At 38.1% G+C, this 21898-nt stretch carries 11 protein-coding genes and 1 other RNA gene; 4 read left to right on the top strand and 8 right to left on the bottom strand.

Annotated elements, in window-relative coordinates; translation table 11 throughout:
- Nucleotides 1–19: 19 nt before the first annotated feature.
- The 8 genes from ssrS to infC all read right to left on the bottom strand — a co-directional run bounded on the left by ssrS (nucleotide 20) and on the right by infC (nucleotide 5649).
- Nucleotides 20–197: non-coding RNA, 6S RNA (ssrS, locus tag K0B81_06250), on the bottom strand.
- The gene (locus K0B81_06245; GenBank protein MBW6516197.1) at nucleotides 197–475 is read right to left on the bottom strand and encodes a cell division protein ZapA; all 279 of its coding nucleotides are present in this window, start codon (nucleotides 473–475) and stop codon (nucleotides 197–199) included. The genes ssrS and K0B81_06245 overlap by 1 nt, the downstream gene beginning before the upstream one ends.
- Before the next feature lie 17 nt (nucleotides 476–492).
- Complete coding sequence (locus K0B81_06240; GenBank protein MBW6516196.1) at nucleotides 493–816, bottom strand: hypothetical protein; 324 nt, start codon at nucleotides 814–816, stop codon at nucleotides 493–495.
- 3 nt (nucleotides 817–819) lie between these two features.
- On the bottom strand, nucleotides 820–3264 hold the full coding sequence (gene pheT / locus K0B81_06235) for a phenylalanine--tRNA ligase subunit beta (protein ID MBW6516195.1): 2445 nt from the start codon (nucleotides 3262–3264) through the stop codon (nucleotides 820–822).
- An 86-nt stretch (nucleotides 3265–3350) separates the two neighbouring features.
- Nucleotides 3351–4397: a phenylalanine--tRNA ligase subunit alpha gene (pheS, locus tag K0B81_06230; protein ID MBW6516194.1), complete on the bottom strand. Its 1047-nt coding sequence runs from the start codon at nucleotides 4395–4397 to the stop codon at nucleotides 3351–3353.
- Nucleotides 4398–4411: 14 nt separating this feature from the next.
- Nucleotides 4412–4768, bottom strand: a complete 357-nt coding sequence (gene rplT, locus K0B81_06225) for a 50S ribosomal protein L20 (protein MBW6516193.1) — start codon at nucleotides 4766–4768, stop codon at nucleotides 4412–4414.
- Between the two features lie 27 nt (nucleotides 4769–4795).
- Complete coding sequence (gene rpmI, locus K0B81_06220) at nucleotides 4796–4990, bottom strand: 50S ribosomal protein L35 (protein ID MBW6516192.1); 195 nt, start codon at nucleotides 4988–4990, stop codon at nucleotides 4796–4798.
- A 50-nt stretch (nucleotides 4991–5040) separates the two neighbouring features.
- Complete coding sequence (gene infC, locus K0B81_06215; GenBank protein ID MBW6516191.1) at nucleotides 5041–5649, bottom strand: translation initiation factor IF-3; 609 nt, start codon at nucleotides 5647–5649, stop codon at nucleotides 5041–5043.
- A gap of 607 nt (nucleotides 5650–6256) precedes the next feature.
- Between infC and K0B81_06210 the strand changes: the two genes are divergently transcribed.
- The 4 genes from K0B81_06210 to K0B81_06195 all read left to right on the top strand — a co-directional run bounded on the left by K0B81_06210 (nucleotide 6257) and on the right by K0B81_06195 (nucleotide 21835).
- A complete protein-coding gene (locus K0B81_06210; protein ID MBW6516190.1) occupies nucleotides 6257–8710 on the top strand; it encodes a heavy metal translocating P-type ATPase in 2454 nt (817 codons plus the stop codon).
- 313 nt (nucleotides 8711–9023) lie between these two features.
- Nucleotides 9024–13313 (top strand): Gingipain R, encoded by a 4290-nt coding sequence (locus K0B81_06205; protein MBW6516189.1) that lies wholly within the window; start codon nucleotides 9024–9026, stop codon nucleotides 13311–13313.
- 183 nt (nucleotides 13314–13496) lie between these two features.
- On the top strand, nucleotides 13497–17723 hold the full coding sequence (locus K0B81_06200; protein MBW6516188.1) for a T9SS type A sorting domain-containing protein: 4227 nt from the start codon (nucleotides 13497–13499) through the stop codon (nucleotides 17721–17723).
- Nucleotides 17724–17773: 50 nt separating this feature from the next.
- On the top strand, nucleotides 17774–21835 hold the full coding sequence (locus K0B81_06195; GenBank protein MBW6516187.1) for a T9SS type A sorting domain-containing protein: 4062 nt from the start codon (nucleotides 17774–17776) through the stop codon (nucleotides 21833–21835).
- Nucleotides 21836–21898: the final 63 nt, after the last annotated feature.

The following is a 21898-nucleotide window of genomic DNA, read 5'->3' as shown; positions in this document are numbered from 1 at the left end:
TACCTCGTTTTTGTGATTTATATTACCTGCGGTACCGTGCTATTTGTACTTCTTGAACCTAAATTCAAGATGGGCTTCTACCTTTCTTGCTTTTTAAGTCCCGGTCTTGTTGCCGGGCATGTAAGCCACAAGTGGATCGATTCCCAGATTATATATTGGCTCAATTACAAATATATTCACGCATACCGCAGGAGTTTCATTTCTTAGCGATATCTTTAATAAAAGAAGAAATTTTGCTATGTAATTTGTCAATTTCTTTCTTTAAATGATCACTGTCTTCAGTCAGATGAAACAGTTGCTCTGTTAAAATCATTCCTGCAAGTGTTAAAGTATCTTTGGCATCTACTAAACCGTATTTAGCAATAATCTCATCAAGTGTGTTATTCAGATATTCAGCATATTCATGTAATTTATCGGGATCATCTGACCTTAAGCGGTATTTCTTTCCGAGTATTACAACTTCGACTGTCTGCATATCTCTTCTGGGTTAGATTATAATTGGCTTAGCTGAGACAAGATATCGTCAATTCTGGTGGATGCCGTCTTGGTAACACTTTCATAATTAGCGATCTTGTCTTCGTATTCGGCACATTTTTTCTCTGCTATATCAAGAGACTTAGATTTTTCCGCTAAATCTTTTTCTAACTCACTTAATTTCTTTTGTAATGTATCTATAGTACCGCTATTGTCACTATTCTGTTTTTTTAGCTTTTCCGCTTCATCGAGTAGGGTTGCATGTTCCTTTTTCAGCGACTTGTAGTTTTCTATGAGCAGCAGAATCTTTTCTTCCAACTGAGATATAGGTTGTTTCTCCATTGTTTACCTCATTTCTATCTTATATTCTTTTTCTAATCTGCTTTTGATCTCTTGCAGCGAGTTGTTAACGAACTCGTCGGTTAGAGTCCCTTGATTTGAGTTAAAGATGATACTGTATGTTAAACTACGGTATCCAGCCTGAATATTCTTACCTGTGAATTCATCAATGAGAGTAATATTCTTAATTACATCTCTATCCGCAGATCTTATAGTATTATCAATACTCTGATGTTCAAACTTCTTATCTATAATGAATGAGATATCTCGTATTACTGCAGGATATCTGTTTATTTCCTGATAGACCGGCGATTTTTTTATTCCACATTGTAGGATTTGAGAAATATCAATGTCAAAGAGAAAGAGAGCATTTTCGATCTCCAGTTTCTTTGCCAATAGAGGATCGAATTTACCAAGATTACCAACTTTCTGTCCGTTAACTAATATATCAATAGCAGATTCTTGCTGATAATATTTCATCTCGGTAGGTTGGAATATTACCTGATTATCCGTTATCAGTGATACAAGTCCTTCAACATAACCTTTCACGGCAAAGATGCTTGATCTGTCTGTCTTGTATTTCCAATGAAGTTTATTGATATTGCCAACAACTGCTCCGGCTAAGAAGTATCGCTCTGCAGGTTTATCATCTTGTTTTAAGAATACTTTTCCCAGTTCAAAGAGTTTGATATCGGTTTGCCCATTCGAGAGATTGAACTGCACATTCTTTAACAAACCCGGCAAGAGAGAGGTTCTCATTATAGAAAAACTTGCTCCCAAAGGATTGATCAACTCAAAATAAGGGGTACGATAATCATCTTCAGCTAATGCCAAAGTTTTTAGGATAGCCGGTTCTGAAAAAGAAGAATTTATAGCTTCATAAAACCCATTATGAACAAGATAATCAGCAATCTCTCTTTTTGTATAGAACCAATCCAGATCGGTTATAGTCTCTCTTTCCGGTTTCTCCGGGATGTTGTTATAACCATGAAGACGAATGATCTCTTCGATCAAATCAATTTCTCTTGCTAAATCCTTTCGATAAGGGGGAATAGTGAAAGTAATGGTTTGTTCTTCAGAGATCGTCTCGCAATCTTTCTGATTAGAGATGTTATTGGCAATTAATCCTAAAGGTCTCAGATACTCCCAAATGTCATGATTTGATAACTCAGTAGTCAGAAGCTCATTAGCTCTTTTTGCCCTTAATCCGATCTCTGTGATCGGGTTGGGTGACGGATAAGAATCTCTAAGCACAACGACTTCCCCTTGGCAGAGTTCAGTAATCAGATCGGCAGCTCTTTGACTGATCAAAGCTACAGTTTCATCAGATAAATTACGTTCGAAGCGATATGAAGAGTCTGTGTTGATCTTCAACCGGGCAGCAGTATGCCGAATGGATAAATTAGAGAAATTCGCCGCCTCTAAAACTATTGTATGTGTTGCAGGGGAAATAGCACTGTTCTTACCGCCGATAATTCCGGCTATGGCTACCGGTTTAGTACCATCAGCTATAACTAAATCATCTTCTAACAATACATAATCTTTATGATCAAGAGCAGAAATAGTTTCACCTTTCTGAGCTCTTCTGACTCTGATCTGCTTGCCTTCTAAGAGTGAATAATCAAAAGCATGCAGAGGATGTCCAAACTCCATCATAACATAATTCGTTATATCAACTATGTTGTTGATGGGAGTTATCCCTACTGCCATTAATTTTCTCTTCAGCCAATTAGGAGATTCTTTTACTTTTACTCCGGTTATCACTTGAGCGATATAGCGTGGGCATAGGTTTGTCGCTTCATTTGTCAGATTAAAGGGAACATTATCGGCTGTTATGGTTGATAAAAATCCCGGAGGGTATATATATCCATCAGTAGGAAATCTATCAGGAAGGTGAAGTGCCTTTTTTGTAAGAGCAGCTACATCTCTGGCTAAACCTAAGATACCCAATAAATCTGGACGATTAGGTGTTATCTCCACTTCGAAAATGGTATCAGAAATATCTAAATAACTACGCAGATCTTTTCCTAATGGGGCATCTTGGGGTAGGGATAAGATCCCTGAATGATCTTCCGAAATACCTAACTCGCTCTCTGAACAGAGCATTCCTTCTGATTCAACACTGCGGATGTTGACTCTTTCTATTGTTCTGTTACCTAACTTCACCCCGACAGGAGCATAGGCAGTTAACATGTCCTGCTGACAGTTAGGGGCACCACAAATGACCTGTTTTGTTGTTGAACCGGTATCAATCAAGCAAACATGAAGCTTATCTGCATCGGGATGTTTCTCAACTTTAACTATTTTAACGATAATAATCTCTTTTAACTGCTCAGCTGGAGAGTGATAACCTTCTACTTCGATCCCACCGAAGGTCATTATTTTGGCTAATTCAGACGGATCTTGCGGTAATTCAACAAACTCTCTTAGCCAGTTATAACTGAAAATCATAAATTATCCTTTATTTGTGAATGTGATCGTTGATATCTAACTTACGTTAATGAAATACTCTACAACCTATAACCTAACGCCTAAATTTATGAAAATTGCTGTAAGAAGCGAAGATCATTCTCAAACAATAATCTGATGTCGGGTAGTTGATACTTGAGCATAGTTATGCGGTCAATACCCAAGCCAAAGGCGTAACCGCTGTAGATCTCAGGGTCTATGTTCAACATCGAAAAGACGTTTGGATCTACCATCCCGGCACCACCAATTTCCAACCAGCCGCTGTTCTTACAGATATTACAACCCTTGCCATAACAGTTGAAACAGATCAGATCAAATTCTGCGCTTGGTTCCGTAAATGGGAAAAAATGAGGACGAAAGCGTGATTTGATCTCTTTTCCGAACATCTTAACCGCAAAGCTATTAAGAATGCTTCGTAAGTCTCCAAAGGTAATACCTTTAGCTACTGCCAATCCTTCACATTGATGAAAAAATGGTGAATGAGAAGCATCCGGTTTATCATTTCTATAGCATCTGCCAATTGAGATAACCTTTAATGGTGGACGGTGTTGATCCATAGTGCGCACTTGAACCGTTGAAGTCTGGCTGCGTAGCAATAGTCTATTATTGGGGGTACTCTCAGTAGATTGTTTAAGATAAAAGGTATCCATCTCATTTCTGGCGGGATGATCCGGTGGGGTATTTAAGGCGTCGAAGTTATGATATTCATCATCTATATCCGGACCTTCTACAACATCAAATCCCAAACTGATGAAAATATCCTCAATTTTACGCCAGATCAAGGTTAATGGATGCAAATTACCTTTTTCCGGAATAAACCCCGGGAGTGTCAGATCAACCTTATCTTGTTGGATAGTTTGCTGGTATTGCTGATTAAGAATCTCTTGAGCTCTATTCTCTATCAGACTCTCGATCTCACGCTTTACATCATTTATTGCCTTACCAAAAAGTGGTCTCTCTTCAGGTGGAAGAGTACCGAGTTTCTTCATTAACTCGGTTAATAAACTTTTCTTGCCTAATGCGTGCGATTTGGCATTATTTAGTTCGTATTCATTCTGAGCTGCTGCTATCTCGTGTTTGAGCTGTTCCAGTAATTCTCTCAGTTCACTTTCCACTATTACACCTGATATTAATTAGCATTAGATTTCACTAAATCACATAATTTAACAAAAGCATCCGGATCGTTCATTGCTAAAAAAGCAAGTGCTTTGCGATCAATATCTACATTAGCTTTATTTAAGCCATTAATAAAGGCACTATATGTAAGTCCGTTTAAGCGAGCTGCGGCATTGATTCTAAGAATCCATAATTTACGGAATTCCCGTTTTCGATTTTTGCGATCGCGATATGCATAGAGCCAACCCTTTTCTACTGCTTGACGAGCTACTCGATATTGACGGCTGCGAGCTCCAAAATATCCTTTGGCTGCTTTTAAATATTTCTTTCTACGTTTTTTAGCTGCTACATTATTTACTGCACGTGACATTTTTTTCTCCTTTTAATTCTCAAAAATTTATGAACTTATCATTTTTCTAACACGGGGTACATCTGCTGCTACAACATAACCGGCTTGTCGTAATTGTCGTTTACGCTTCCTGGTTTTCTTTGTTAAGATATGCCCTAAATATGCATGTTCACGCTTGATCTTACCGGTGGCTGACATCTTAAAACGTTTAACAGCACCTTTTCTCGATTTCATCTTAGGCATTTAATCCTCCTTTTTATCATCTATATTCTTAATTTAAAATTACGTTCAATCTATGCTGTTGACTCTTCTTCGGCATTAGCAATATCTTTGCGAGCTACCATGATCATGGATATTGTTCTCGCTTCCTCAGTCGGTTTTGTATCTACCTCAGCATAATCCTTTAAATCTTCGATCAGACGTTCTAAAAGATGATAACCCAAATCTTTATGAGCAATTTGTCGTCCTTTAAAACGGATGGTGAATTTTACCTTGTTCTGCTGTTTCAAGAACTTAATGGCATTACGTTTCTTAAACTCGAAATCATGTTCTTCGGTATTAGGACCCATTTTGATCTCTTTTAGTTGTACTACATGTTGTCGTTTTTTAGCTTCTCTAACACCCTTCTCTTTGTTGTAATAATATTTGTCGAATCGCATTATCTTGCACACCGGAGGATCAGCTCCGGGAGCAATTTCTACTAAATCAAGTTCGGCATCGTCTGCCATTTGCAAAGCTCTGTCAAGATCTACAATTCCAACTTGTTTACCATCGGCACTAATGAGTCGTACCTTAGTAGCGGATATCTGTTCATTTATCCTCTCCTTAGGTACCTCGATCTTTAATTTTGCCTTACCTTTTCTTATGCGTATTATATAACACCTCCTTATACGCTTTTTCATAAAAAAAAGCGGGTGAACAAAGTCCACCCGCTTTTCAGAAAAATAGTCTTTTGCTATTTCTTTTTCTTATCCACAACCTTAACAAGCTATCTTTACTCGTTAGGTAGAAGCAGGCAGCTTCATTTCTACTACTTATTTTTCAGTAACAGCTTTTTCAGTGGGGATAGTTAGTCAAGAGTTTTTTAAATAAAATCCATTTTTTTTAATCATCTAACTATGATTTATCAGCAGTTACTGATGCATGTTTACACAAAATCGCCTTAAATTGAGTGTAGGGGCAATTCACGAATTGCCCACACTAAACTAAAAGAAATTTGCGGGTTTCTTTGTTAATTTATAGAAGAACTGGGCATCAATAATTCAGATGAGATTATAAATAAAAAAAGGGCAATTCGTGAATTGCCCCTACAGAGAACGAATACTTTGCTTTGAAAACAAATCTGTTATATTTCAACCAATAAGGAGCATACGAATTAGCTATAGCTTATTCGTATGCTCCCCTGAGGTCAATCATTGGTAAATCATAGATCAAGAAAAGGATTCTCTTTTGCTCAAGTGGTTAAATCAGTTATATTTTTTAAATATGAAGTTTCTAAGTGGAGATATTATGAACAAGGATTTAGATAAATGGATATTTGATATCGAAGGGATGACCTGCGCAGGATGTGCCGCTACGATAGAGAAAAGACTTAATGAGTTACCGGGTATTTCCGAAGCTCATGTCAACTTTGCTACAGCCAAAGCTTATATAACACTAGATGAGTCAAAGATATCAGCTGATGAGATAGCCAAGCAAGTAGCCAAAATAGGTTATAAAGCGGCATTACATCAAGCCGAAGAATTAGAAACTATAACATTAAATATCAAGGGGATGTCCTGCACAAGTTGTGTCTCCAATATAGAAAGTATTCTCGGTAACAGTGAAGGGATCAAGAAGGTTGATATCAATTTTGCCAATGAAAAAGGGATTATCACTTACGACCCCACAGTTATTAAATTGGCAGACATTAAGAAAATCGTTGCCTCTGTCGGTTATGAAGCCGAAGTTCAAGATGATACAGTAGTGGAAGAGAAAGATAAAAGCATTCAAATAGCTTATAAAAAGATGCTATATGCAGCGATCTTAGCCGGTACGATTATGACACTTATGATCATCAGAATGTTCGGAGTGAAGATCCCTGCATATCACCTGTTAACTGTTCTTCTCGGCTTCCCGGTTGTTTTCATTCTCGGTAGTAAAGTTCACCATTCCAGCTGGCTTTCTATCAAAAACAAAGTCGCTAATATGGATGTATTGGTCAGTCTTGGGTCTCTGCCCCCTTTTATTATAGGGCTTTCGGGATTCTTTTGGCAAGTACAGACCTTTATAGAGATGGCGGCAACGATCATGACTTTTCATCTGATCGGTAAATATTTGGAAACAAAAGCCAAAGGGAAAACTTCAGAGGCGATAAAGAAACTGATCAAGCTGGGAGCTAAGACAGCCCGTATCCAGAGGGGAGATGAGGAGATAGAAGTTTCCGTTAAAGAGTTGGTGATAGGTGATTTGATGATCATCAGACCGGGTGAAAAGATCCCCATCGACGGCATAATAATAGAGGGAAATACGAATATAGATGAGTCGATGGTAACCGGGGAATCGATGCCGGTCTTCAGGCAAGAGGGTGATGAAATTATTGGCGCAACGATCAATAAGCAGGGTTATATAAAAGCAAAAGTTACCAAAACAGGTAAAGAAACATTTCTCGCCCAGGTAATCAAACTTGTCGAACAATGTCAGGGTTCGAAAGTTCCGATCCAAGATTTTGCAGATAGGGTAACTGGTTATTTTGTTCCCATAATCCTTGTTTTAACTTTTCTGACCTTTCTTTCCTTTAATATCTTTCCCTCATTCCACAGGATCATTATTGAATGGGGTGCAACTTTTCTTCCTTGGGTCAATCCCGATCTGACAAACTTAACACTCGCCTTTATTACAGCCACAGCTGTTTTGGTCATTGCCTGTCCCTGCGCTCTCGGCTTAGGAACCCCGACAGCTCTTATGGTTGGTAGCGGACTGGGAGCAGAAAACGGGATCTTGATCAGAAGCGGAGAAGCTGTCCAGACACTTCGAGAGGTAAAGGCGGTTGCCTTTGATAAAACAGGAACGATCACTTCCGGTAAACCGGTAGTGACTGATGTAATTACCTACAATAATTATGGAGAGCAAGAATTATTGCTCTATGCAGCTTCATTGGAGAACAGTTCTGAACATCCTTTAGCACAAGCAATAATAGATAAAAGCAAAGAGTATGAGATAGATTTGTTGCCTGTAAAAGAGGTCAGTGCCATATCCGGTAAAGGTATTAAAGGATTGATTGAAGGTAAAGAAGTGCTTGCCGGTAATAGAAGAATGCTGGAAGATCATCAAATTTCTTATCAAATTGCAGAATCCGATATTCAAAAGCTGGAAGCAGAAGCGAAAACATTGTTATTGGTTGCTATTAATAAAAAATTGGCTGGGCTCTTAGCAGTAGCCGATCAAATAAAAGAGGATTCGGTAACAGCTATTAGCAGATTAAACGAAATGGGTATTACTACTATCATGCTGACCGGGGATAACTATAAAACCGCCCAAGCTATAGCTGAGAAAGCCGGAATCAAGAAAATTGCTGCTGAGATCTTACCGGAAGGGAAAGTCAATGAAATCATTAAACTCCAAAAAGAATTCGGGATCGTAGCCATGGTTGGTGATGGGATAAATGACGCTCCAGCTCTTAAACAAGCCAATGTGGGGATAGCATTAGGCACTGGGACCGATATTGCGATCGAATCGGCTGACGTTACTCTTATTCGCAGTGAATTGGTCAATGTAGTTTATGCTATCAAGCTATCCAAAGCTATATTTAGAAAAATAAAGGAAAATTTCTTCTGGGCATGGTTCTATAATCTTATAGCCGTTCCAGTGGCAATGCTCGGACTTCTTCATCCCATGATAGGGGCTGCTGCTATGTCGATGAGTTCCTTGAATGTCGTTTACAATTCTCTGAGATTGAAAAAGTTCCGGCTAAGAGAGGGATGATCGTAAATTAGGTTTTAGGTGATAGGATCAAATGAGGAGTCCTGAAAATAGTGGTCTAAAAAAAAGAGAAAACACAGCTTGTAGGGGCGACCAATGATCGTCCTTTTTTTATAAGACAAACAATTTCATAAGTATTAAACGATCACAATAGAACCTAAATATTAGAAATAACTTGCCAAATTTTACTTCTACAAATATCTTACAAAAAATAAGAAAATTAGTATTTCTTGGCACAAGATTTGCTGATTTGTTTATAGATTTTTGATTCTTTATGAACTTTTAAAAGAAGCTAAATAAAAGTGCGAGGTTTGCCATGTTAAACAACAAAAAAGTATTATTCCTTTTGTTATTGCTGTTAGTCTTCATATCCTTTAATTATGCAGTTTTTCAGTCAATCGAATTCGAAAATCGTGAAACTAGAACTGTAGTGACTTCCAGTGATCTTTATGGTCTTTCTCTGTTTTATCAATTTGATCGTTTGAACCATTTTACTGTTTCAACCGAACAGGGAGAATTCACTGAGATTCTGATCGATTCCATGGGTCAGACAAATGATATCGGAGAGCCGAAACTACCTATAAGCCGTAGATTTATTGCTGTTCCACTTGGGGCAGAAGTAGCTATACGTGCCTTAAACTATGAGGTAGCTGAATTTGTTTTAGCTGATTTTGGAATTTCCTATCCGATCATGCCGGCTCAGCATTCAGTACCCAAGTGTCCAGATATTGAGCCACCGCCGTTTGAGTTTAATGAACAGGCATATAATCGTATCTCTTATACTGGTCAACCTTTAGTGAAGGCAGAAGAGGTCGGCATTATGCGGGGTGTTAGACTATTTGCTGTTGAACTTTATCCGATTGATTATAACCCTCAGGCAGGAACAATTAGAGTTTATAACGATGTCGAAGTAGAAGTGACCTTTATTGGTGGAGATTTTGCTGCAACGGAAGAGTTACGACAAAGAACTCACTCCCCGTATTTCGAGTTCTTATATGAAGAGCAGATCATGAACTATGAAACGGTAGCAGAGAGACAAAATCTGACTCGTTATCCGGTGAAATATATCATCATTACTCATTCAATGTTCGTTGATGCTTTAGATCCTTTCATTGATTGGAAGACAATGAAAGGATTTGAAACAATTGTCGGTGTAATAGGCAGTCCTGAAGTAGGGTCAACGACAACCTCTATCAAGAATTATATTCAGGGTATCTGGAATGCTGCCAGTCCGCAAGACCCTGCACCCTCATTTGTCTTGTTTGTAGGCGATACAGCACAAATACCGGCTTATAGCGGCGGTGATACGGTGGGGAACCACATATCTGATCTGCATTATGTCAGGTTAGAGGGTACCGATTATTTACCAGAGATGTTTTATGGCAGGTTTTCCGCTAATAATCTTACTGAATTACAACCACAAATAGATAAAACTCTATTTTATGAGAAATTACAAACAACTGATCCCTCTTATTTAGGAGAAGTGGTACTTATCGCTGGTGTTGATGCAAGTTGGGCACCTTCTCATGCGAATGGGCATATTAATTATGGCACAGAACATTACTTTAATGCATCAAACGGCATTTATTCACATACATATCTATATCCTGCATCGGGTAGCAGCTCAGCAGCAATAATTAATGATGTTAGTAATGGGGTTGGTTACGTAAACTATACAGCTCACGGTTCATCAACATCATGGTCAGATCCGAGCTTCACGATATCTAATGTATATAATCTGCAAAATGATGGTAAATACACCTTCGCAGTTGGCAATTGTTGTGTAACAAATAAGTTTGAGGTAACTGAGTGTTTCGGTGAAGCTTGGCTTCGAGCACCCAATAAAGGAGCTATTGGCTATATTGGAGGAACAAACAACACTTATTGGAATGAAGATTATTGGTGGGGAGTAGGTTATATAGGTTCGGTTCCGAGTCACGGTAACGCTGTACCTTATAACTCAGCACAACTTGGTATGTTCGACCGGCTTTTTCATACTCATGGTGAGAGTTTTACAAATTGGTTTACTACCGGTGGGGCAATGATCTATGCTGGTAATTTAGCCGTTGAGCAATCGACCAGTTCACTGAAAAACTATTATTGGGAGATCTATGCTCTGATGGGTGATCCATCATTAACCCCATATATGCGAGAACCACTGGAAAATATTGCTAATTATCCGCAACAGATCTTTTTGGGACAAAGTGAGATACAGATCACTGCTGAGCCCTATTCTTATGTTGGACTTTCTATGGATGGAGAACTATACGGTGCCGGATTGGTAGATGCAGCTGGTCAATTAACATTAGAGTTTACACCATTTACTTCTCTTGGTGAAGCTACTCTGGTAATAACGCTTCAAAACCATGCTCCTATTATCAGTGAGTTACAGATTTTACCATTGGCAGGTCCCTTTGTCGTTCTGAACGATTATGAAATTGTTGGTAATATGGAATATACACCACAGTATGGTGAAACAGTCAATTTCCATGTTACTTTAGAAAACCTTGGAATCGAGACAGCGACTAATGTTTCAGCTCAACTGTCAACAGAAGATACATATATTACAATTGTTGACGATTATCAGTTTTTTGGGAATATAAATGCAGGATCGACAACTACAGTTAACAATGCTTATCAGATTCTGATTGCTGATAGTATTACTAACCAGCACAGGGTCTTCTTTACACTCCAGATAACAGATAATGATAATGAATGGTCTTCCAATTTCAACTTCTATGTAAATTCTCCTGTACTTGAAGTGAGCAATCTAATGATCCAAGATCCACCACCAGGTGGTAATAATAATGGTAGATTAGATCCCGGTGAAACAGTCTCCATGGTGTTCACTGTTGAAAATATTGGACAAGCAGCATCTCAAGCCGGTACTGCAACTTTAGAGGTTAATAATCCTCTTGTCGACATATCAACACCTGTCTATAATATTACAGCAATTTCTCCGGGTGCTAATATTCAAACTATCTATACAGTAACCGTTGATGAAAGCATCAATCCGGGTACTGTTGTTGAGTTTACCAAAACAATGGATTATGGTGCTTATACTACTGTGTATTATCGCTATATACCGGTAGGTTTGGTCTTAGAAGATTTCGAAACGGGTGATTTCAGTTCGTTCCCCTGGGAATTTGCCGGAAATGCTGACTGGACTATTGTCACAGATAATGTTTATGAAGGTCTATACTCAGCCAAATCGGGCACTATTGCTCACAATCAAAACACAGCAATGGAAGTGACACTGAATGTTGCAGCTAATAGTGAGATCAGTTTTTATCGCAAAGTATCTTCAGAAGCGAATTATGACTTCCTCTACTTCTTCATCGATGGAGTACAGCAAGCCCAATGGTCGGGAGAAGTTGACTGGTCGCAAGTATCATATCCTGTCAATGCCGGAGAACGAACCTTCCGCTGGACCTATATGAAAGACGGATCTGTAAGTTCAGGTTCAGATTGTGCTTGGGTAGATTATATTGTCTTTCCGGCTCTTATACCGCAAGACTCACCTCGTAATCTAATAGCCCACGCTGGTAATGGATATGTAGACCTATCTTGGTCTACTCCAGTTGATGGAGTTCCTTCATCTTATAATATATATAAGAATGGTTCACTTGTAAATAATACAGGAAATTTGACTTATACAGATAACAGTGTTATTAATGGAGTTACCTATACATACTATGTAACTGCTGTTTATCCGACCTATGAATCAGGACCTTCCAATACAGTTCAGGCAATACCGAATACTATCCAGATAGTAGATATTGGTACAGGTACCAGTGTTAATGGAACTAGTTCAGCAGCTCCAATAAATATCTGGTATAGAAGTTTAAGAGGTCAGATGGTTTACACGGCTGCAGAGATCAATTCAGCAGGATTTCAAGGACCGGGTCTAATTACTCATCTCGGATTTTATGTAACCCAAACACCACTCTATAGTTTACCAAACTTCTTAATCAGAATGAAGCATACAACAGCAACTAATGCTTCTGCTCATGATCCGGGACCATATCAGGCAGTTTACACTACTGCCTCATACACTCCAAATGCCGGTGGTTGGGATATGCTGGAATTATCAGAACCATTTGAATGGAATGGAGTAGATAACATTTTAGTTGATACAGCTTTCAGCTTAGTACCTAACTATAATGCCTCAGGTCAGCAGAGGATATTCAATTCTTCAAATGGGTTCAGGTATGTTTGGAATGATAATTCCGACCAAACTAATTCTACTACAACAACCACAGCGAATTATAAACCTCAGATAAGAATGCAATTCGTTGATGAATCAGAGCCGCCATATTTAGATGTCCCGGAAATCATTGATGTGTATGTTGAAAACGGTAATATTTATATATCGTGGGTAGAAGTTATTGGTGCTACGGATTATCTAGTCGAGTCAAGTGATTCGATAGAAGATGAGTTTCTTCCTCATACCCCAGAGGGGATATTCAGCGTTGAGGGGAATATTGTAACTTGGGAAAGTCCTATAACAGACCCGATGAGATTTTACAGAGTAAAAGCTCTTATAACGCCCCCAGTATCAAGATATCCTGATCTAAACAAAACAATTAGGGGTAGCAGAGAATAACCTAACATCACAATCAGTATTAAGTTAATTGAGCGGTGAGTTAACTCTCCGCTCAATTTTTATGGAAATTACGTCATTGCTTTCATTTAATTAAAAGGATGGCATACAAATTGCTATATTAAAGTATAGTATTGTATATTAAAGATAGAAGGTAATTTAAAAAACATAAATGAGAGGTAATTAATGTTTATTAGGAGTAAACCAGTATTCTTAACGATATTGCTGTTTGTCTTTATTTCATGTAACTATGCAGTCTTTCAGGCAATAGAGTTTGAGAATCGTGAATCAATTACTGAGGTACTTTCCAGTGACCAAAGTGGAGTATCTTTGTATTATCAATTTGACCGTTTAAATTTTTTTACTGTTGCAACAGACCAAGGGAATTTTACGGAGATTTTTATCAATGAACTTGCTCATACCAACGTTATTGGTGAACCGAAACTCCCTATGAGTCGTCGTTTTATAGCAGTTCCATTGGGAGCTGAAGTATTAGTGCGAACTGTTAACTATCAGGTGTCTGAATACCAGTTATCCGATTATGGAATTGAATACCCTATCATTCCTGTCCAGCATCCTGTACCAAAGTGTCCGGATGCAGAACCGATACCTTTTGAATACAATTCTGAAACTTATAGCAGAGCAACCTATTTTGATCATCCTTTAGTATTAGTAGAAGAGATCGGTATAATGAGAGGGGTTAGACTCTTTGCTGTTGAACTCTATCCTGTTGATTATGCTCCCCAAGCAGGTACTTTGAAGGTTTATAATGATATTGAAGTAAAAGTAAATTATGTCGGAAGTGATTTTGCTGCTACTGAGGAGCTGAGACAGAGAACTTATTCACCGTATTTTGAATTTTTATACCAAGAACAGATAATGAATTTTGAACCGATAGCAGAGAGACAAAACCTGACTCGCTATCCGGTAAAGTATATTATAATTACTCATTCAATGTTTACAGATGCTTTAGAACCTTTTATCGAATGGAAGTTAATGAAGGGTTTCGAAACAATTGTCGGAGTTATAGGTAGTCCGGAAGTAGGTTCAACAACAACTTCAATCAAAAACTATATCCAGGGTATCTGGGATGCTGCTACCCCGGAAGATCCGGCACCATCCTTTGTGCTCTTTGTAGGAGATACAGCGCAAATCCCGGCGTATAATGGACAGACCGGTTCACACATAACAGATTTGCATTATGTTCGATTAGAGGGTACTGATTTCTTGCCTGAAATGTTTTATGGTAGGTTTTCAGCTAACAATCTAAATGAACTACAACCACAGATTGATAAAACATTGGTTTATGAAAAATTGCTCATACCGGATCCCTCCTATTTAGGAGAAGCAGTTCTTATTGCCGGAGTTGACTCTTGGTGGGCAACATCACACGGTAACGGGCATATCAATTATGGAACAGAGCATTACTTCAATGCTTCTAACGGAATATTAGCTCATGCGTATCTCTATCCTGCTTCAGGAAGCAGTTCTCAAGCGATAATCAACAACGTCAGTAATGGTGTCGGATATGCTAACTATACAGCACATGGTTCACCAACTTCCTGGTCAGATCCGAGCTTTACGATTAATAATATATACAGTCTACAGAATGAAAACAAATATCCTTTTGTTGTTGGTAACTGTTGTATCACCAATAAATTTGATGTATATGAGTGTTTTGGTGAAGCATGGTTAAGAGCACCAAATAAAGGTGCTATTGGTTATGTAGGTGGAACGGACAACACTTATTGGAATGAAGATTTCTGGTGGGGTGTTGGACATATAGCAAATATCCCTAACCATGGGAACGCTTTACCATATGCTTCTACCGGACCCGGAATGTTTGACGGGCTGTTTCATACACACGGAGAAGATTTTGTTAACTGGTACACTACAGGTGGAGCTATGATTTATGCCGGCAACATGGCAGTGGAGCAATCTAACAGCACAATGAAAAATTATTACTGGGAAATTTACTCTCTCATGGGAGACCCCTCTTTAACCCCTTATATGCGGGAGCCATTAGAGAATATTGCTATTTTCCCACAGCAAATCTTTTTAGGTCAGAGTCAGATCCAGATATCTGCTACACCTTATTCTTATGTAGGTGTTTCCATGGATAGTGAGTTACATGGAGCAGGATTAATCAATGCATCAGGTCAAATGACTTTAGAGATTACCCCCTTTACTACCCCGGGAATTGCTCATATAGTAATCACTCTGCAAAACCATGCCCCAATTATTGCCGAAGTACAAGTTATCCCCAATGAAGGTCCTTACGTTATCATGAGTGATTTTGAGATAGATGTTGTTGGGAGTACAAACAATACCCCTCAATTTGGAGACACAGTCAATCTTCATATTACTCTCGAAAACGTCGGAGTTGAGTCAGCTACTGGTGTTGCAGCCCAGTTGTCAACAGAAGATACATATATAACGATCGTTGATGGTTACGAACTTATTGGAGACATAGATGCCGAAACAGCACTAGTTTTTGAAGATGCATTCCAACTACAAATAGCGAATAACATTCCTGATCAGCATCGTGTGTTTTTCATTATTAGTATTACAGATAACGAAGAGGTTTGGACCACGAACTTTAATATTGTTGTTAATGCTCCTGACTTGGTAATAGAGTATCCTACAATAAATGATCCGGCACCGGGTGGAAATAATAACGGGTTATTAGACCCGGGTGAAACAGCCACTTTAGTATTTCCTATTTCTAACAATGGAAATGCAATGTCTCCGGATACTATCATTAGATTTACTAGTGGCTCTCCCTATCTGACACTATTGAGTGATGAATTTGTTAATATTGGCTTTATTGGTGTTGGCATGACCTTACAAGCTGAATTCAATATCGCTGTTGATAGTAGTTTACCCATTGGCACAAGTATTACAACAGGTGTAAATCTATTCTCAGATGCTTATGCAGCACAAGAAACTATAGTATTACCGATTGGCTTATTGATAGAAGATTTCGAAACTGGTGATTTCTCTTCTTATCCATGGCAATTTTCAGGTAATGCTAATTGGTTTATTGATACTTCACAGTCATATTCAGGAAGCTATTCAGCGAGGTCAGGTACCATTACTCATAATCAATCAACTTCCTTAAGTGTAACAATGAACAGTCCAGCAGCTGGAGAAATTAGTTTCTATCTGAGAGTGTCTTCTGAAGCGAATTACGATTTTCTGAGATTCTTTATAAATAATCAACAACAAGGCGAATGGTCAGGAAATGTAGTTTGGCAACAGGTTTCGTTCCCCGTACAAGCAGGGAATAACACTTTCCGTTGGACCTACATAAAAGACTATTCGGTTTCTTCAGGTTCTGATTGTGCCTGGATTGATTATATTATTTTCCCTGCAGCAGGGACAGCATCCTCTGGTCCTATATTTGCTGCCTATCCCTTAGAATTAGATTTTGGTGGAGTTCCAGTAGGTCTATCTGATTCAAAACAGATAACAATCAGCAATTTTGGTGATGAACAATTGACTGGCACTATAATTAGCTATGAAGGTTTTATTATTGAAGACTATACCCTGAGAAGTATAGACGGGAAGATACTTGAGAAGGATAACGATCTAAGAATTGATAATCAGAGAGAGAACCATTTAAATAGAGATAATGACAGAAGCGCTATAAAACAACGAATGGAATACGATTATAGCGTTCCAACAGAGAGCTATCTGACGCTACAACTGCTCTTCGTCCCGGAAGAAGAAATTGATTATAGTGGTCAGATCAATATTACCAGTAATGATCCACTTCATCAAGAGATGCTGATTGACGTTATGGCTTATGGAACCTCAGCTTTGCTCTCACCAATAAATTTACAAGCAACAATACAAGGCAATTTGGTAATGCTATCTTGGGAATCATTAATACAACCGGGCAGTAGAGAGCGAGCAGAGGATCTAAGACTTGATTTATTAGGGTTTAATGTCTATCGAGATGATCAGATCATCAATCAGGAACTTATTTTAGATACATCTTATGAAGATACTCTGTCTTCACCGGGTAGTTATCTATATTACGTAACAGCTGTCTATGATGAAGGTGAATCAGAACCTTCAAATATCGTTCAGGTTGATCTATTATCTGCTGATGAGGATACTATATTACCCTTTGTGACTAAACTGAATCAAAATTATCCCAATCCATTCAATCCAGATACAACAATTGAGTTTACACTTAATGTTCGTCAACCGGTTAAGATAGCAATCTATAACATCTCAGGACAGCTGGTCAGAGTAGTTGTTGATGAAGTATTAGATGCAGGCATACACCAAGTAGTTTGGAATGGAATGGGTAATGCTAATAAGCCACTTGCTAGCGGAATATATCTTTACAGAATGAGTACTGATAATTATGTAGAAACTCGCAAGATGATTTTATTGAAATGATTTTATAACTTATTGTTAATATAGATAAAAGGAAAATCAATGGAGGATTTATGAAAAGAATATACTTATCCCTGATGATTCTATTTGTGGCTTCATTTTTGTTAGCTGAAACGATATTCGTGTCATCTGAAAGAGATTACAGTATTGATGTTTTAAGCAGTAATGAGATGAGTACGATAATTGAATATCGCATAGGAAGCTTTAACCGTGATCTTATTGAGATTAACGGAGAAGATTATTACAAAACATATCTTGGTAAAGAGGGTATCTTACTTCAAGAAGGTGAACCTGAATTGCCTTTGCTTGCTAGAAGTATAGTTATACCAAATCAAGCAGAAAAGGAAGTATTCATCAGAGATGCTGAATATGTTGATTTAGAGATGAGGGTTATACCCTCTAAGGGATTACTCTTTAGAAATCAGGACCCGGATTCGATCCCCTACAGTTTTTCGGCTGTATATGAACAGAACGAGTTTTATCCAGGTTCTTTAGCAGAGCTGGAAGAACCCTATATTTTAAGGGATTTCCGTGGTCAAACTGTCAGAGTTTTCCCCTTCCAATACAATCCGGTAAACCATACTTTAAGAGTATATACTAAACTGATTGTCGAGGTAAGAACTGTTGGGTCAAGTCATGTTAATGTCAAAATGAATCCAAGAACAACATATAGTAGAGAATATGCTTCAATATATCAAAACAGATTTATCAATTTTCATCACTATAGGTATACCCCATTAGAAGAACAAGGACGAATGATCGTTATCTGTTATGATGCTTTTATGGATGCAATGCAGCCGTATGTGGATTGGAAAATACAGAAAGGTATTAGAACTGATATCTATCCAGTTTCTACAATTGGAACGACAGCTGCTGCCATCAAGAATTTTATTCAGGCAGAATATGATCTCGATGATGGTCTCACTTTTTTACAGATTGTTGGAGATGCTGCTCAAGTTCCAACCTTCATGGTTGGTGGTGGTGGTTCTGACCCTTCATATTCTCTGTTAGAAGGGAATGATGCTTACGGCGATATCTTTGTCGGCAGATTTTCAGCAGAAAATATAGCTCAAGTGCAAACTCAGGTTGAAAGAACCATTCACTACGAAAGAGATATGACTACTGATGATAATTGGCTTAATCAAGCAATGGGTGTTGCTTCTAATGAAGGTGCCGGTATTGGTCATGGCGGTTTATCAGATATTCAACATTTAAACCTGATCAGAGGTTGGTTGTTAGGATATACCTATACTCACGTAGATCAGATTTATGCTCCAACAGCAACCGCAGCTATGGTTACAAATGCAGTAAACGCTGGCCGAGGGTTTGCTAATTATACTGGCCATGGATCTAATACTACATGGAGTACGACCGGTTTTTCCAATACTCATGTCAATGCTCTAACCAATGATTATAAGTTGCCTTTTATTGTTTCAGTTGCTTGTGTTAATGGTAATTTTACCAGTACAACCTGCTTTGCAGAAGCTTGGTTAAGAGCAACAAACAATGCAACAAATAATCCGACCGGTGCTATTGCCATGTATGCTTCGTCAGTAAACCAGTCTTGGGCACCGCCAATGTCCGGACAACAAGAAATAGCTCAATTACTGGTAAATGATCAAAAGAATACTATAGGTGGACTATTTTTTAACGGTTCGTTTCAAATGATTGATGATTATCCTTCACAAGGCCCCAATGAATTCAAAAACTGGCATATTTTTGGAGATGCTTCCTTACAAGTGAGATCAGACACTCCACAAGAGATGCAAATTACCCATCTAAATGAAACATTTATCGGGCTTGATTATTTTGAAGTAGATACAGATAGCCCTGATCTTCTTGTAGCAATAACATATGAAGGTGAAATATTAGCTGCGGGTTATACAGAGTCGGACGGTTCTGTTATTCTGAATTTCGAGAACCCACCTGTTGAACCTATGGAGTTAACTCTCACCGTTACTGGATACAACAAAGTAACTTACATTGCTCCAATAAACGTTATTCCCAGTGATGGACCCTATGTAGTGATTCAACAAGTCAATATTATGGGAAGTGGAGAAAATAACGCCGTGCTTTACGGTGATCAAGCTACTATAAATGTTACTTTAAGAAATGTCGGTATTGAGATTGCAGAAGAGGTTACAGCAACTCTTACAAATGATGATCCTTATGTAACTATTCTTGATGATTATGAGACATTTGGACATATTCAACCGGATGGTAGTGTTTTGAGAACAGATGCTTACTCTTTGCTCATTAGTGATGCAATACCTGATCAACACAGAGCATTTTTTAACTTAGAGATTACAGATGATAACGGCAATACTTGGAATAGTAGTTTTAATACTTTGATTAATGCACCTGAATATGATGCCGGATCGTTTACCATAGATGACTCTACCTATGGGAATAATAATGGTTACTTAGACCCATCGGAAACAGTAGTCTTAACTATTCCTGTCCAGAACATCGGTAGTGCTATTAGTCCTCAAACGACAGTAACATTAGTCAGCGGTTCTCCTTATATCACGATTGATACAGAATCGACAATAGATATTGGTGTTATCAATGCTGACGATACTCTCTATCCGACATTTACTGTCACAGCATCAGGAGATATTGAGTTAGGTTCGATCTTTACATTGGGATTGTTGATAACCGGAGGTGAATATTCCTTCCAACACTCTTATGCCTTAAATGTTGGACCAGTACTTGAAGATTTTGAGACAGGAGATTTTACAGCACATAATTGGCAATTTAGTGGTAATCAGCCTTGGCAAATTGTAACAGATTCTGTTTATGAAGGAACTTATGCCGCTAAATCTGGGACTATTGGTCATAGTCAATCTTCAACTATGAGTTTGACATTAGATGTTGCTGCTGCTGGTAATATAAGCTTCTATCGCAGAGTTTCTTCTGAAAATAACTATGACTTCCTCAGATTTTTCATTAATGGAAGTATGGTTGGACAATGGTCTGGTGAAGTTGCTTGGTCACAAGTTTCTTATCCGGTATCTGCAGGTACTAATACCTTTACTTGGACTTATATTAAGGACTTTATAGTTAGTGCCGGACAAGATTGTGCTTGGGTTGATTTCATTGAATTTCCATCAGCAGGGCAGATTCAAGGTGGTCCTGTTTTCTTAGCTAATCCAGCCCATATTGATTTTGAAGTAGTAGTAGTTGACGACATAGCTATTAAACCATTCTGGATAAGAAACTTCGGTAATGAAGAAATGACAGGAACTATAGAGACATACGAGGGTTTTGAAATAGAAAGCGTTATGCCAGATATCATTACAGGAAGTGAACCCTCTGAATCAGGTAGAACCTTGTATAATTATGCAGTACCTCCGCTGAGCAATATCCAGTTTAATCTCTTTTTCATGCCAACAGAAGCGATTGATTACAGTGGAGAGATTCTCATAACCAGTGACGCTGAAAACATTTCAGAGTACTATATGAATGTAGTAGCAAATGGATTTATATTGCTTCCCCCTGTTAATTTAACTGGAGAAGTGACTAATGAATATATCATTTTGTATTGGGAAAGTCCGGAATTTGATCTGAGTAAGAGGAATAATGGCAAAGTGGATATCAAGGAATTTCCAACAGGACATAGAAACGTTGAAATATTGGGATACAATATATACAAAGATGATGTTCAAATCAATGATGAGCTTGTAACTGAAGAAGTTTATCATGATCCAGATTTCGAAACATATGAAACATACCATTACTTTGTAACGGTGGTTTATAATCTTGGTGAGTCTTCTCCCTCAAATATTGAAGAGGTATATGTTACTTCGGTAGATGAAGATATCGAATATGTTCCTTATGTTACCGAATTAAGAAGTAACTATCCCAATCCGTTTAATCCATCGACCAATATATCCTTCTCATTACAAGAGAGAAGCCATGTCAGTATAGAGGTGTACAATATTCTTGGTCAAAAGGTAAAGACTCTGGTTAATCAAGAAAAAGAAGCTGGCATACACAGTGTTATTTGGGATGGTAAAAATGAAACTGGAGGTTATGCCGCCAGTGGTGTTTATTTCTATAGGATGCAGACTGATAGTTATAATCGAACGAGAAAGATGATCTTTATGAAATAACGATCATCTTCATAAGTAATAAAATTAAGAACAGGCAGATATATCTATCTGCCTGTTCTTTTT

It is taken from the genome of Candidatus Cloacimonadota bacterium (assembly GCA_019429305.1).
Classification (GTDB): Bacteria; Cloacimonadota; Cloacimonadia; order Cloacimonadales; family JAJBBL01; genus JAHYIR01.
Note: the sequence above shows the minus strand (reverse complement) of the source record. Positions and strands in the feature narration are given on the sequence as shown.